This is a genomic window from Corynebacterium sp. A21, assembly GCF_052266655.1.
Lineage (GTDB): Bacteria > Actinomycetota > Actinomycetes > Mycobacteriales > Mycobacteriaceae > Corynebacterium.
On sequence record NZ_JBQPQY010000011.1, the window covers coordinates 82840 to 95851 of the forward strand.

Annotated in this window: 14 protein-coding genes, 1 tRNA gene and 1 other RNA gene; 12 read left to right on the forward strand and 4 right to left on the reverse strand. The window is 61.9% G+C overall.

Features of this window, described 5'->3' with window-relative positions:
* Positions 1 to 103: 103 nt before the first annotated feature.
* Entirely contained in the window at positions 104 to 844 is a 741-nt protein-coding gene (locus ACTU46_RS13340; protein WP_443382459.1) for a queuosine precursor transporter, read from the reverse strand.
* Between the two features lie 27 nt (positions 845 to 871).
* Here ACTU46_RS13340 and gluQRS point away from each other — a divergent pair, with 27 nt between their 5' ends.
* Complete coding sequence (gene gluQRS / locus ACTU46_RS13345) at positions 872 to 1774, forward strand: tRNA glutamyl-Q(34) synthetase GluQRS (RefSeq protein WP_443382461.1); 903 nt, start codon at positions 872 to 874, stop codon at positions 1772 to 1774.
* On the opposite strand, the gene ACTU46_RS13350 is transcribed toward gluQRS, so the two are convergent.
* Positions 1771 to 2622: a pirin family protein gene (locus tag ACTU46_RS13350; RefSeq protein ID WP_443382463.1), complete on the reverse strand. Its 852-nt coding sequence runs from the start codon at positions 2620 to 2622 to the stop codon at positions 1771 to 1773. The two genes, gluQRS and ACTU46_RS13350, sit on opposite strands and share 4 nt — an antisense overlap.
* A gap of 148 nt (positions 2623 to 2770) precedes the next feature.
* On the opposite strand from ACTU46_RS13350, the gene ACTU46_RS13355 reads away from it, so the two are divergent.
* Positions 2771 to 2938, forward strand: coding sequence for a hypothetical protein (locus ACTU46_RS13355; RefSeq protein ID WP_443382465.1), 168 nt, complete (start codon positions 2771 to 2773; stop codon positions 2936 to 2938).
* Between the two features lie 154 nt (positions 2939 to 3092).
* Here ACTU46_RS13355 and ACTU46_RS13360 read toward each other — a convergent pair whose 3' ends face one another.
* On the reverse strand, positions 3093 to 3725 hold the full coding sequence (locus tag ACTU46_RS13360) for an NAD(P)-dependent oxidoreductase (RefSeq protein ID WP_443382467.1): 633 nt from the start codon (positions 3723 to 3725) through the stop codon (positions 3093 to 3095).
* Positions 3726 to 3803: 78 nt separating this feature from the next.
* On the opposite strand from ACTU46_RS13360, the gene ACTU46_RS13365 reads away from it, so the two are divergent.
* Positions 3804 to 4268: a MarR family winged helix-turn-helix transcriptional regulator gene (locus tag ACTU46_RS13365; RefSeq protein WP_443382469.1), complete on the forward strand. Its 465-nt coding sequence runs from the start codon at positions 3804 to 3806 to the stop codon at positions 4266 to 4268.
* Between the two features lie 78 nt (positions 4269 to 4346).
* On the opposite strand, the gene ACTU46_RS13370 is transcribed toward ACTU46_RS13365, so the two are convergent.
* Positions 4347 to 4435, reverse strand: a tRNA-Ser gene (locus ACTU46_RS13370).
* Between the two features lie 254 nt (positions 4436 to 4689).
* On the opposite strand from ACTU46_RS13370, the gene ffs reads away from it, so the two are divergent.
* The 9 genes from ffs (at position 4690) to ACTU46_RS13415 (ending at position 12831) form a co-directional block, all read left to right on the forward strand.
* Positions 4690 to 4788: signal recognition particle sRNA small type (gene ffs / locus ACTU46_RS13375), an RNA gene on the forward strand.
* A gap of 63 nt (positions 4789 to 4851) precedes the next feature.
* Entirely contained in the window at positions 4852 to 6120 is a 1269-nt protein-coding gene (locus ACTU46_RS13380; RefSeq protein WP_443382471.1) for an aminotransferase class I/II-fold pyridoxal phosphate-dependent enzyme, read from the forward strand.
* A gap of 28 nt (positions 6121 to 6148) precedes the next feature.
* Positions 6149 to 6742: a suppressor of fused domain protein gene (locus ACTU46_RS13385; RefSeq protein ID WP_443382473.1), complete on the forward strand. Its 594-nt coding sequence runs from the start codon at positions 6149 to 6151 to the stop codon at positions 6740 to 6742.
* Positions 6743 to 6784: 42 nt separating this feature from the next.
* The gene (locus ACTU46_RS13390; protein WP_443382475.1) at positions 6785 to 9319 is read left to right on the forward strand and encodes a DNA polymerase III subunit gamma and tau; all 2535 of its coding nucleotides are present in this window, start codon (positions 6785 to 6787) and stop codon (positions 9317 to 9319) included.
* 47 nt (positions 9320 to 9366) lie between these two features.
* Positions 9367 to 9696, forward strand: a complete 330-nt coding sequence (locus ACTU46_RS13395; protein ID WP_443382477.1) for a YbaB/EbfC family nucleoid-associated protein — start codon at positions 9367 to 9369, stop codon at positions 9694 to 9696.
* Between the two features lie 120 nt (positions 9697 to 9816).
* Positions 9817 to 10473: a recombination mediator RecR gene (locus ACTU46_RS13400; protein WP_443382479.1), complete on the forward strand. Its 657-nt coding sequence runs from the start codon at positions 9817 to 9819 to the stop codon at positions 10471 to 10473.
* A 2-nt stretch (positions 10474 to 10475) separates the two neighbouring features.
* The gene (locus ACTU46_RS13405) at positions 10476 to 11456 is read left to right on the forward strand and encodes an arsenic resistance protein (RefSeq protein WP_443382481.1); all 981 of its coding nucleotides are present in this window, start codon (positions 10476 to 10478) and stop codon (positions 11454 to 11456) included.
* Positions 11457 to 11691: 235 nt separating this feature from the next.
* Entirely contained in the window at positions 11692 to 12204 is a 513-nt protein-coding gene (locus ACTU46_RS13410; RefSeq protein WP_443382483.1) for a Rib/alpha-like domain-containing protein, read from the forward strand.
* Between the two features lie 336 nt (positions 12205 to 12540).
* Positions 12541 to 12831, forward strand: coding sequence for a hypothetical protein (locus ACTU46_RS13415; RefSeq protein ID WP_443382485.1), 291 nt, complete (start codon positions 12541 to 12543; stop codon positions 12829 to 12831).
* Positions 12832 to 13012 lie beyond the last annotated feature (181 nt).

Here is a 13012-nt window from a genome sequence, read left to right on the forward strand (position 1 = left end):
AATATGTGCAAAACGACCTTTAAAACACTCCAAAGAGCATATTCTGGGCATTTTGCACATATTTTGCCTAGCGGGGTCCCCCAACCCAACCCAACCCAACCCCCTAAACCCCCGGGTACCCTTCCTTGCGTTTGACCCAGCGAATCACGGTATAGGTCACCGGCAGCAGCGCAATTTCCAGCAGGGTCTTCCAGAGGAAGCCCACCAGCACGTAGTTCGCCAGTCCGCCCACTGTCGTGATCCCGATGACGGAGGCGGCGAGGGTGCAGAAGATGAGAGTGTCGCCGAATTCGCCGACGACTGTTGAGCCGAGCAGTCGTGCCCAGAGTGATTTCTCGCCGGTCCGTTTTTTGATCGCCACCAGCACGTATGAGTTCAGTAGCTGTCCCACGACGTAGCCGGCTAGGGATGCGAGCACGATCTGGGGCACCAGCCCGAGCACGTCTTCAAAGGAATCCTGCCCGGGGTAGAAAGAAGCGGCTGGCAGCCAGATGGCCAGGTAAAAGGCCCCCACGGCCAGCATGGTCACGCCGAATCCGGTCCAGATGGCGCGTCGGGTGGATTTGAAGCCGTAGCATTCGGCGAGCACATCGCCGATGACGTAGGAGAGTGGGAAGAGGAAGAAGGCACCGTCGGTGATCAGCGGCCCGATCTCCACGCCTTTGGTGGCGAGGATATTCGAGAGCAGGAAGATCGCCACGAATAGCGAGACGAGAATCGGGTAGTAGGACTTCTGGAGCGGAATAAAGTTAGGCACGGAAGCGGACGCTGCGGACTGCGGGGTGGCAATGCCACTTGTGTCGGCGGCGCCCTGCCCAGGCCCGTTATCTGGTGTATTGGTCACCCGGATATCGTGCCATACCCTCAAGTCATGCACTCAAGTACAACCGGCGCCGGCCGCTACGCCCCTTCCCCGAGTGGCGATCTCCATTTCGGTAATCTCCGCACGGCGGTGTTGGCCTGGCTCTTTGCCCGCCACACCGGGCGTTCCTTCTATCTGCGCATTGAGGATATCGATACGCAGCGTTCCTCCCTGGAGTCGGCGCACCGGCAGGTAGCGGATCTAGAGCAGCTGGGTTTGGACTGGGATGGTGAGCCGACCTACCAGTCCGATAATTCTGCGGCATACCAAAGCGCCCTCGATAAGCTCCCCACCTTCGAGTGTTTCTGCTCCCGGAAGGAGATTCAGGAGGCTTCCCGTGCACCGCATTCGATTCCGGGTTCCTATCCCGGCACCTGCCGCGATCTCAGCGAGGCCGAACGCGCCCAGAAGCGTGAGGAGCTGAAGCAGCAGAACCGTCTCCCGGCGCTCCGCCTCCGCGCCTCGGTCCAGGAGTTCACCATCCATGACACTCTCCTGGGCGAGTACACCGGTGCCGTCGATGATTTCATTCTCCGCCGTGGTGGTCAGGCCCCGGACTGGGCTTATAATCTCGCGGTCGTCGTCGATGATGGCGCGCAGGGGATTGATCAGGTTGTCCGCGGCGATGATCTGCTCTCCTCTGCCCCGCGCCAGGCTTACCTCGCGCAGCTCCTCGGTCTGCCCGTGCCCGAGTATGTCCATGTCCCGTTGGTGCTTAACGCGGAGGGGCGTCGCCTGGCCAAGCGCGATGGCGCGGTCACCCTGCGCGAGATGCTTAGTTGCGCCCCGGTCACCGCGGTCGTCGAAAAGCTCTCGGCGTCCCTCGGTTACCCGGGAGTGAGCACCCCCGCGCAACTGCTCGAGGTCTTCGATCCCGCAGCGCTACCGAGGGAACCTTTTATCTGGCGCTAACCGGCGAAGGTTCCGGCCTGATAGTCGCTGAAGGCCTGCTCAATCTGCGCTGCGGAGTTCATCACGAAGGGGCCGTGGGCCACCACCGGTTCCTGCAGCGGCTCAGCGGCGGCAAGGAAAATATGCAGGTCGGTTTCCGCAGTGATCGCCACGGCGGTTTCGGTGGAGTCGGAGAGCTCCAGCCAGGCGGTGTGTCCGGCGGGCACCGGGGTGGCTGCTGCGCCGATCGTGGCGGAACCCGATACCACCGTGATGAAGGTGTTTTCGCCACCGCGAAGATCCTGGTGGATGGTTGTTCCCGCCGGAATGGTGCCGGCCACCAGGCGCACCGGCTGATGATTGAGCGCCGGGCCTTCGATGCCGGCCGATGATCCCGAATAGATACGCAGGGAGGCGCCGTTTTCCGTGCGGTTGGGCATCTCGGCGCCGAGTAGATCCTGGTAGCGCGGCTCGGACATCTTCTGGTCGGCCGGGAGGTTCAGCCAGAGCTGGAAGAGGTGAACGCGGTGTCCCGCGGGCGGATCCTCCAGGTGGATGACGCCGCCACCGGCGGTCATGAGCTGGATATCGCCGGTGTAGATGGTTCCGGAGTTGCCCTTGCTGTCGCTGTGGCTGATGGCGCCATCCATGACATAGGTGATGGTTTCAAAACCGCGGTGTGGGTGCGCTCCGAAGGCTCCGGGGCCGAAGTCATCATCCATCATCAGGAGAAAGGGATCATATTTTGCCCACTGACCTTGGGGAATGACGGCCTTGGCGGTGTGGTTCGGGGTGTTCTTGGCTAGCTGGGAAGCTTCGACCCGGGCGACCTTGCGCTGGGGGAGTGCCGTGAGTTCAGAAGTGTTCATAACCTCAGCCTAGACCCATTTTATGACGTATCAACAACTTTGGTCTGTGGGTGATATGGCTTCAGTTGTCTCCCCGTGCTGCCGTTAAACCCGGAAGGGGGCCCGGGGGAAGGCCGTGCAGCATGGGCGGAAACTTCTCGTCCTGACAGTGCTGTTCGGCTTGATCTGCTTCGGGGCGGTGGTCTTCGGCAAGCCCTGCGTTACCCATGCGTTAGGGACCCCGGAGTTGCCTGCCGCCAAGGTATCTGCGCCACCACTTGCCGATCCCCGTGACTTCTCCGATCTGCTCGAGGTGGGTGCCGGGAAAGTGGCATGATCTGCATGATCTGCATGATCGGCAATAGGTGGCATGGATTCACGGTGAGTCGGGAGAATTATGAATGCTGGTGAGCGCTGGAGGGGGAGGTGCTGTTTGGGGGCGGAAGATCGTCCGCGCAACTCAGGTGAAAGGTGTTGTTATTTCGCATCCGCTAATTGGCCACGTAAACGTGCTGTCGCTGAAGGTCATCGCGTTCAATAATGTCCAGGAGCGCACTGGCCATATCTGCTGCGGTGATCGTCCATCCACGCGAGAGTGGGTGATTTTCGAGTCGGTAGCTTCCCCTGGCCGGGGCGGTCCGGATGCGCGGTGCGCGAATCGCTGTCCACTGCGCGTGGCTTTCCCACAGTGCGATGTCCATGCGGCGCATGTCGTCGTAGGTGGCGCCGAGAAACTTCTGGAGTAGCGGTAGGACCACCCAGAGCTTGAGTGGCCCCTGGTGGGCCCAGTGCTCAGCCACTTCCGATGAGATGACGATGATCCGCTCAACCCCGTGCTTGCTCATTCCGTGAAGCAGGTTCCTCGTGCCCGCTGAATAGAGCGTCGTGGGTGTCTTTGAAGCGCCGACTCCGACAGTGCTCACCACGGCATCCACGCCTGCCAGCAAGGGTTCAACAGCTTCGGCATCGAGGATATCGACAGATGTCTTGATGAGTTTCGGATGATCGATGGAAAGCGCGGCTGAGTTTCGAGCTATGGCAACTACTTCGTGACCGCGGGCAAGTCCCTGCTCTACGACGTGAGTTCCGACCGTGCCGGTTGCTCCCGGTACCAATATCCTCATGTTCCATCTCCCATGATGTAAAATATTTCACATTCGGGATGATCCCGATTCGGTACCAACTGTAGCAGGGGGACGGTTATGGGTGACAGTGAATTAGTGGCGCGGGTCCGCATTGCATTGCAACGCCAGCTGGTGGATGCGGTCTTGGGTAATGAGATGGTCGCCCGGCAGCATGGTCTGCTGGTCACTGACTTGCAGACGCTTCACCTTCTGGTGCTGCGCGAAGATGTGCGAACTCCGCGGCAGATCAGTGCGACCACCGGTATGCCGGCCAGCACTGTGACCAAGCTTGTCGATCGTCTGGAGGCTGCCGGCTACCTTCGTCGGACGGCTGACCCTAATGATCGGCGCAGAACCATACTTGAATTGGTGCCGGAGAAGATCGAACCTCTTCGTCATCTTTATGGCCGCAGCGATGACGAGTTTGATGCTTTGACGAGGACTTTTAACCACAGTGAGCTTGAGACGATCATTAGCTACCTGGAAAGTGTCAGCGCCTTCTATCAGCTCGGGGCTGGGCATGGCCCCCGAAGTGGTGATTGAGGCGGCGGTCAGGCCTCCGGTACGCTGGGGCGGCAATAGCAGAACCCCCGGTGATTACTCACCGGGGGTTCTGTGCGTTGGCGGAGGATAAGGGATTTGAACCCTTGAGGGTATTGCTACCCGCACGCGTTCCAGGCGTGTGACATAGGCCGCTAGTCGAATCCTCCAGCGAAAAACAACGGCACTAGGTGCTGCTGCGTTCCTCAAAAAACAGTACACAATGTCTGCTCGATTCACCAAATCCCTGTTCAGCCTCCCTAAAAGTGCTTCCCCGCCCGCAGATCCTGGCACCTGGGGCCGACCTGCGAACCTGGCGGGCATCCCGCTGCCGAGAATCCGCCAAAACCTGGTGTTGAGCCAAAAGTCAATACATATCTACCCCGCAGTTGGCTCTCTCTGACTACGATGCGCTATTGTTTCATGCAGGATCCCGTGCGGCGTCTATCTTGTGAACTCCCCCAGGGCAGGAATGCAGCAAGGGTCAACGAGCTCTAACGGGTGCGCGGGGTCCCCTTATTTTTAATACGTCTAAAGTAGAGCCGGACATGTCGAGCACTTGTTGCACCATGGAAGGTAGGCCCACATGACGCTCAATGAATTGGCTCCGGAAGCCCTCGCGGAACTCGCCGCTAAGGTCCGCGCAGAATATGAAGAACTGCAGGCCAGGAATCTCAAGCTGGATCTGACCCGTGGCAAGCCTGCCGCGGAGCAGTTGGATATCAACAATGAATTGCTGCGCCTGCCGGGAGATAACTTCCGCGCCAAGGACGGCACCGATTGTCGTAACTACGGCAATCTCAAGGGCATCGCGGATATCCGCGAGATCTGGGCTGAGCTGCTGGGGCTGCCCGTCGATCTGGTTTATGCCGGTGATTCCTCGAGCCTGAACATCATGTTCGATCTGGTGTCCTGGTCCTATATTTTCGGCAACAATGATTCCGAGCGTCCCTGGAAGGACGAGGAGCAGGTCAAGTGGATCTGCCCGGTTCCGGGCTATGACCGTCACTTCACCATCACCGAGACCTTTGGCTTCGAGATGCTGCCGGTTCCGATGCTTGCCGACGGCCCCGACATGGACGCCGTGCGCGAGCTCGCCAAGGATCCGCAGGTCAAGGGCATGTGGACCGTCCCGGTCTTCGGCAACCCGACGGGGATCACCTTCTCGGAGAAGGTCGCCCGTGAGCTGGCTGAGATGGAGACCGGCGCGCCGGACTTCCGCATTGTGTGGGACAACGCCTACGCCGTGCACGTGCTGGGCACTGAGTTCCCCGAGGTCATCAACGTTCTTGACCTGGCAGAGCAGGCTGGCAACCCGAACCGTTTCTGGTTCATGTCCTCGACCTCGAAGATCACCTTCGCCGGTGCCGGTGTTTCCTTCTTCGCCTCCTCGGCGGAGAACCTGGCCTGGTACACCAAGAAGGCCGGTGTCCGCGGTATCGGTCCGAACAAGCTGAACCAGCTGGCACACGCCCAGTACTTCGGTTCGGCGGAGGGGATACGCGCGATCATGCGCAAGCATGCTGCTTCCGTCGCCCCGAAGTTCAATTCGGTGCTGGAGATCTTGGACAACCGCCTCAGCGAGCATGGTGTCGCGACCTGGACCACTCCGGAGGGTGGCTACTTCATCTCCCTGAATGTCATTGACGGCACCGCTGCCCGGGTGGTGGAATTGGCCAAGGAGGCGGGGATCTCGTTGACCGAGGCAGGTTCTTCCTTCCCGCTGCACAATGATCCGAACAACCGCAATATCCGCCTGGCGCCGACGTTGCCGCCGGTGGAGGAGGTGGAGGTCGCCATGGATGGCGTGGCCACCTGCGTCCTGCTCGCGGCCGTCGAGAAGCTCGGTTCTTAAACAAACACCCACCTGAGGGAGGTTCACGGTGAATCTGGACGAAGGGGCCTACTGGGTCGATTCATTGTTCCCCACTGAGTTGGATTTTCATCGGGTGGGTGATTTTCATGTCGGCTGCGCGGACCTGGGGGAGAAGCAGCAGTTGGCGTGCACCGCTGATTTCGGTCGTGTCGATACCGGACTTTCCACTCCGGGGCCGGATGGTCCGCCGATGGATGTCCGTAGCGAGCTGTTCACCATCGGTAGGGTCGCGGAGATCGATGCCGCCAGAATCATCGGCGCGGCCGCGAATTTCCTCCGTAACGCCGCGGGGCGTACGCCTGCTCAGCCGGGTCAGTTGATCCCGGGACTGGGCATCCTCGCTGAATTGGAGGAGGATTTCACGGTCCGGCACGGGCTGCTGTCGGTGCCTTATGTCTGGGGCCCGGAGGTGCCTCAGCAGCTGGAGCCGGCCGGTGAGGTCCATGGGGAAGGTGCCGGTGAACTCCCCAGATTAACGGTGATGCTGCAGATCATCATGCTCACGGATGATGAGCGGGATTTCGCCCTGACCTACGGGATCGGGGATCTGCAGCAGGAGCTGGCCAGGTCCGGTGCGGATCTGCTGGACTGGCGGCGCTGACCTTCTGGGGAAGGTCGTGGTGGCAAAGGTAGGCTGTTGGCCGTGGCTCTGTATCGGAAATATCGTCCCGCCTCCTTCGCGGAGGTCGTCGGCCAGGAACAGGTGACCGGCCCGCTGTCGGTCGCCCTCAACACTGGTCGCATCAATCATGCCTATCTGTTTTCAGGTCCGCGTGGTTGTGGCAAGACCTCCTCGGCTCGTATTCTTGCGCGTTCCCTCAACTGTGAACAGGGGCCGACCTCCACGCCCTGTGGGGTCTGTAACTCCTGTATTTCGTTGGCCCCCGGCGGTCCGGGAAACCTGGATGTCACCGAGCTCGATGCCGCCAGCCATAACGGTGTCGAGGACATGCGTGAGCTGCGCGATAAGGCGCATTATGCGCCGGCGGACTCCCGCTACCGTGTCTTCATCATCGATGAGGCGCACATGATTTCGACGCAGGGTTTCAACGCGATGCTCAAGATCGTGGAGGAACCGCCGGAGCACCTGATCTTCATCTTCGCCACCACGGAGCCGGAGAAGGTGATCGGCACGATCCGTTCGCGTACCCATCACTATCCTTTCCGCCTGCTCACCCCGGGCGATATGCGCGGTCTGCTCCAGCGCACCGCCGAATCCGAGGGCGTGTCCATCGATGATTCGGTCTACCCGCTGGTCATCGAGGCCGGTGGTGGTTCCCCCCGTGATTCGCTGTCCATTCTGGACCAGCTGGTCGCCGGTTCGGGGCCCGGGGGTGTGACCTATGAGTCTGCGCTAGGTCTGCTTGGCGTCACTGATCTCTCACTTATCGACGCCGCGATCGACTCCCTCGCCCTCAGCGATAAGGCCGCCCTCTTTCAGGTCGTCGACGATGTCATCGAGGCCGGTCATGAGCCCCGCCGCTTCGTCACCGACCTGCTCAACCGCCTGCGTGATCTCATGGTGCTGCGCGCGGTCCCCGAGGCCATCGACATGGGGCTGGTGAGCGCCCCCACCGCGCGTGCCCAGATCCTGAAGGATGAGGCCGCCAAATTCAGCGATGCCCAGCTCGCACACCTGGCCACCGAGGTGAATGCCCGAGTCTCCGATATGCGCGGTGCCACGTCACCCCGCCTGCTGCTCGAGATCCTCATCGCCCACCTCCTGCTGCCCACCGCCCCGGTCCAGGCGTTCGCTCCAGCGAACACCCCCGCCGCGCAGGTCCCCCAGACGGCCGCGAATCAGAATGCTCCCGCTTCGAACTATGAGCGCCCTTCGGTGCGCCAGGCCCGCGAAGAGCGGGAACAGGCCGCCCGGGAAGCCGCCGCGCAGGTTGCCCCTGCGGAACAGAACGTCTCGACGCCCGCGGCGCCGCAGCCCACTCCCGCGCCGCCCGTGCCGCAAGCACCGGCCCCGCACGTCCAGCAGCAGGCTCCCCAGCAACCCGCTCCTACGCCACCGGCACAGCCAGCCCCTGCTGTTCCACAGCCGCAGCCAGCACCCCAACAGCCTGCTCCCACCCCGTCCGTTCCGGTGGTTCCGCAAGTACAGCCTGCCGCGCAGCCGCAGCAACCTCCGGCTCCGCAACCGGCACCCGCTGCCGCCGCCTCGCTGCCAGAAGATGTGGTGGGGCAGGTACGTGCCGAGTGGGCTCGCTTGCGTGGTGAGGTGGGCAAGCGTAATAAGATCGCCGAGATCATGCTGACCGAAGCCCGGGTGCTGGGAATCCAGGAGGACACCCTGATTCTCGGGCACAACACCGGTGCCTTGGCGGGACGTCTTAACGAAGCCAGCAAGAACGACGTCATCGTGGCAGTGCTCAAGGATGAAATGGGCCTGTCCCTGAAGGTCCACTGCGTGGTCGGCACCAACCCGGAGGCCATGGGATTTTCCGCGCCGGGTCAGCTGCAGAAGACCTGGAACCCGCATGAGTCTCAGTCAGCGGGTAGCTCAGGAGAGCCGCCGCGGGTATCCCAACCGCGGGAGTCAGCGGATTCCGAAGAGGAGCCCGCGCAGCCGGCCCTCCCCACTGAACCCAGCCCGGAGCCGCAGCCCCTGCAACAGGCGGCCCAGGAAACCTGGGGTACTCCGGCACCTATCGGGGGCACCCAGAAGCCGCAGCCGGAACCTCCGCAGGCACCCGCCCCGACCTGGGGTGCTCCGGCACCCCTCGGCGGCACTGTGGTGGCATCACCACCTGAGCCGCAGCCGACCCCGCAGCAGCCTGAGCCGGTACCGGAATCCGAGGAGCGTCGTCCTCGTCGTTGGGAGCAGGCCGCCGCGCGGGGACAGGCGGCGATGGCGGTGCGAGATCAGCGCCCGCAGTTCTCTGATGGGGTACCGCTGCCGCCGGAGCCGAATGACATGCCTGGTGATCCCTATGATTACCCTGCGGATGAGGGCATCCCGGATCGCAGTGGACGTCGTTCCCCACAGTCAGCCCCGGCAACCCCGGGGCAGTCGGCGGCGTCGTTAAGCGGAAGCGCTGAGGACCAACGACGCGCCGAGGAAGACGAGATGTTGGCGGCGGCACGGGAGCCCGGTCAGCTGGACCGTCGAGACGCGAAGGACATCGCGATGGAGTTGCTGACGAAGGAACTCGGCGCGCGGCCGCTGTGAGCGGGTAGAATGCGGGGGCGAATTAAAACCCACCTGAAAGGCACTCAATGTCCCAGCCGGATATGTCCCAGCTCCTCGCCCAGGCTCAGCAGATGCAGGCTCAGATGCAGGCCGCGCAGCAGGAGATCATTGCCACCACCGTCGTCGGTGAGGCCGGCAACGGCCTGGTCACCGTGAAGATGGATGGCGGCGGAACCGTCTCCGAGGTCAAGATCGACCCCAAGGTCGTCGACCCGGAGGATATCGAGACCCTGCAGGACCTGCTGACCGGTGCCTTCCATGATGCCCACCAGAAGGTCGCTGACCTGGCTCAGGAGAAGATGGGCCCGCTGTCTCAGGGCCTTGGTGGCGGCGATCTGGGTGGTCTGCTCGGCTAATCCCCACACCTCACGGCCGTCCACCTAACATGCGGTGGGCGGCCGTTTTGATGCTCCGCCTAAGCTGGAGGGAGTTTTCTCCACACCACCGCAAGATCTGAAAAGGGTGACCGCACACTCGTGTTTGAAGGACCACTGCAGGACCTCATCGATGAGCTTTCCCGCCTTCCCGGCGTGGGCCCGAAGAGCGCACAACGCATCTCCTTTCACCTCCTGAAGGTGGAACCCGCGGACATCAACCGGCTTGTCGATGCCCTCGGCGCCGTCCGTGACGGTGTCGCCTTCTGCCGTATCTGCGGCAATATCTCCCGCGACGCGCTCTGCCGTATCTGCGCCGACTCCGGCCGCGACCGCAGCACCATCTGTGTGATCGAGGAACCCCGAGACATCCAGGTCATCGAGCGCACCGGCGAATTCAACGGCCGCTATCACGTCCTCGGCGGCGCCCTGGACCCACTGTCCAACGTCGGCCCCAAGGATCTCAACATCACCTCGCTGCTGCAGCGCATCGGTGGTGTCCTGCCCGACCGTGAACTCGCGGACTCCACCCCGGAAGCGCCGCTCTACGATGACACTCCGGACATCAAGGAAGTCATCCTGGCCACCGACCCGAACACCGAGGGGGAGGCCACCGCCGCCTACCTCGCGCGACTACTCCGAGATTTCCCGGACCTGACGATCTCGCGTCTGGCCTCCGGGATGCCGCTGGGTGGGGATCTCGAGTTCGTCGATGAGCTCACACTCTCCCGGGCGCTGAGCGGGCGGCTGAAGATCTAGCGATGGTGGCCTGGCTTGAGCGTCACCAGGTGGCGCTGTATCTGGTGGCGTTATTGCTGGGCGGCCTGCTGGGCCTGGGGTTCCCTGGTGTGGCGGGACCAGCGGAGACCGCCATCAACCCGGTGCTGGGGCTGTTGCTCTACGCCACCTTCCTGGCGGTGCCCTTCGGAAAGCTGCGCTCAGCGATGGCGGACTGGCGTTTCCTGCTCACGGTCCTGCTGCTGAACTTCCTGCTGGTGCCGATGGTGGTGTGGGTATTGAGCCGATTCGTGGCCGGGGATCAGGTGCTGCTTCTGGGCGTACTCTTCGTCCTCTTGGCACCCTGCATCGACTATGTCATCGTCTTCACCGGCCTGGCCGGCGGTGCCCAGGATCGGCTGCTGGCGGCCACTCCGATCCTCATGCTGCTGCAGATGCTGTTATTGCCGCTCTTTCTCTGGGCCTTCGCCGGACCATCGGTGGTCGAGACGGTGGAGTGGGAACCCTTTTTCAGCGCTTTTCTCTGGCTGATTCTGGTACCACTGCTCGCCGCAGGGCTGACCCAGCTGGCCGCCGCCCGGAGTCATGCCGGACACGTTTGGTCTGGGTGGGTCGCGGCGGCGATGGTGCCGCTGATGATGCTCACACTGGCGGTGGTGGTGGCCTCCCAGATTTATGGTGTGAGCCAGCAATTGGGGCAGTTATTGTGGGTCATCCCCATTTATATTGCCTTTGCCCTGGTCATGGTGATGATCGGGCTGGTGGTGGGCCGATTAGCCCGCCTCGATATCCGCGGCAGGCGGGCAATGATCTTTAGCGGGGTGACCCGAAATTCGCTGGTGGTGCTGCCACTGGTGCTGGCACTTCCAGCCGGTTTCGAATTGGCTGCGCTGGTGGTGGTCACCCAGACCTTGGTGGAGCTGGTGATCATGGTTGCCCTAGTCCGGTTGGTTCCCCGGCTTCTGCCCCTGGCGGTTTCGGGAAATCCCAGAAACCTAGAATGAAGGGCAGGTCTCGAGAATCAGCCCAATGATCTCCGCAGAGATGCAATCTGGTCGATCCTCGAGACCTAAACGTCAAACCCCAGGTGTTGCTAGGGCGTGTTGCGAAAATACAGGTCAAGATCGGCGTCGACGACGGGGACGTCGAAGCTAGGGTTGAAATGCAGTCCTGCGTATGGTTTTACTAGCCGCACAACCCGGTGCGGCAACTCATCATTCTCCCGAGGAGTCTGTGAACGTGCTCTCCCGAAAACTGTTCTCCGTGCTCACCACTGTCGCCATCGCTGGGACCGCCCTGATCGCCCCCGCGATCTCGACCCCCCTGGCCCGTGCCGCGGAGGTGACTGCCGCGCAGGCTTCCCCGGAGATTCCCGACCCGCAATTGTTCACCTACCCCTCGACCTACCTTCTCCAGGGCGACACCGACACCTTCACCCCGTTGAGCGACGATCTTCCGGCCGGAACCACCCTGACCCTCGACGAGGGCACCGCCCTAGAGGAACTCCGTGCGGGCGGATGGTCCATCTCCGTCGCCGACAACATCCTGACTGTGACTGCCCCACGCCACGCTGAGGGTTACTACCAGATTCCGGTCATCATCACCTTCCCGGATCAGTCCACCCAGACCACTGCCGTGACAATGAACGTGGACTACCTAGCGCACATCCCTCTCAGCATTCTGATCCCTGCGGCCGCTTATGCGCACCTGTCGGAGTCCTCCATTAGTTCGACGAGTTCCGTGTGGCCGTGAACTCATAGATAAACCCCGAGTTCATCCTCAGTCACGAATACTCCGGCTGGTTCGAGGCCACCGTCCAGGTTGCCAGCCTCGACCTGTTGCTCAAACGACTTTCGCAACAGGATCTAGATCAACGCCACACCAGTTGATAGCCAAGGCTCGTAGGTTAAGTGCCAGAAAGGGGATTCTGATGACTACTCCTAACCTGCTAGCTGAGGCCCGCAAGGCGATCCGCCTGCGCCAACGCCGAGAGATCGATGACCTTGATTACCGTCGTGAGGTGCGCCGACTCAGGGGAACTATTCGCAGCACCAGATCGGGCGATGGCTCGGTATCACACAGCCGTCCGTGCAGAAGACCTTGAAGATGGCGGCGAAGGATCCGGCTCCGGTGGAGGGATTTTCAGGTGCGACGCCCTATGAGATTTGCCAGCGATACGCAGCCGGCTTCATGAATCGCGAGCAGTTCGTCGACGAATTGACCCGTTTCCCCTATATCAAGGGCGATAAAACCGACGGTTATGATTCCCTGATGGTCGATCCCGCGGGAACTTGGGCGGAGGTCTCGACGGCGGTTCGGCGAGGGCTGATCGGGGACGATCTGTACGAGAACGTGTTCAATCGTCGGCATGGCCGCTGAGCCAATTCAGCAGCACGTCGACACCGTTCGTGCACTTTCGAAGCCCGGGAGAGCGCGGATGATCCAACACGACATCCGCACCGCCAGATAGCCAGTTCTGCGGGCCTGCTTCAGAGCCGGGGGTCAGATGATGACTCACACACCGCCTGGAGTGAAGGGTAGGTCTCGAGAATCAGCCCAA

What these genes read in the sequence shown, in the direction of transcription:
- gluQRS (WP_443382461.1), top strand. Translation starts at nt 872, where the DNA reads ATGCACTCAAGTACAACCGGCGCCGGCCGCTACGCCCCTTCCCCGAGT.
- ACTU46_RS13350 (WP_443382463.1), bottom strand. Translation starts at nt 2,622, where the DNA reads ATGAACACTTCTGAACTCACGGCACTCCCCCAGCGCAAGGTCGCCCGG.
- ACTU46_RS13360 (WP_443382467.1), bottom strand. Translation starts at nt 3,725, where the DNA reads ATGAGGATATTGGTACCGGGAGCAACCGGCACGGTCGGAACTCACGTC.
- ACTU46_RS13365 (WP_443382469.1), top strand. Translation starts at nt 3,804, where the DNA reads ATGGGTGACAGTGAATTAGTGGCGCGGGTCCGCATTGCATTGCAACGC.
- ACTU46_RS13380 (WP_443382471.1), top strand. Translation starts at nt 4,852, where the DNA reads ATGACGCTCAATGAATTGGCTCCGGAAGCCCTCGCGGAACTCGCCGCT.
- ACTU46_RS13395 (WP_443382477.1), top strand. Translation starts at nt 9,367, where the DNA reads ATGTCCCAGCCGGATATGTCCCAGCTCCTCGCCCAGGCTCAGCAGATG.
- ACTU46_RS13405 (WP_443382481.1), top strand. Translation starts at nt 10,476, where the DNA reads ATGGTGGCCTGGCTTGAGCGTCACCAGGTGGCGCTGTATCTGGTGGCG.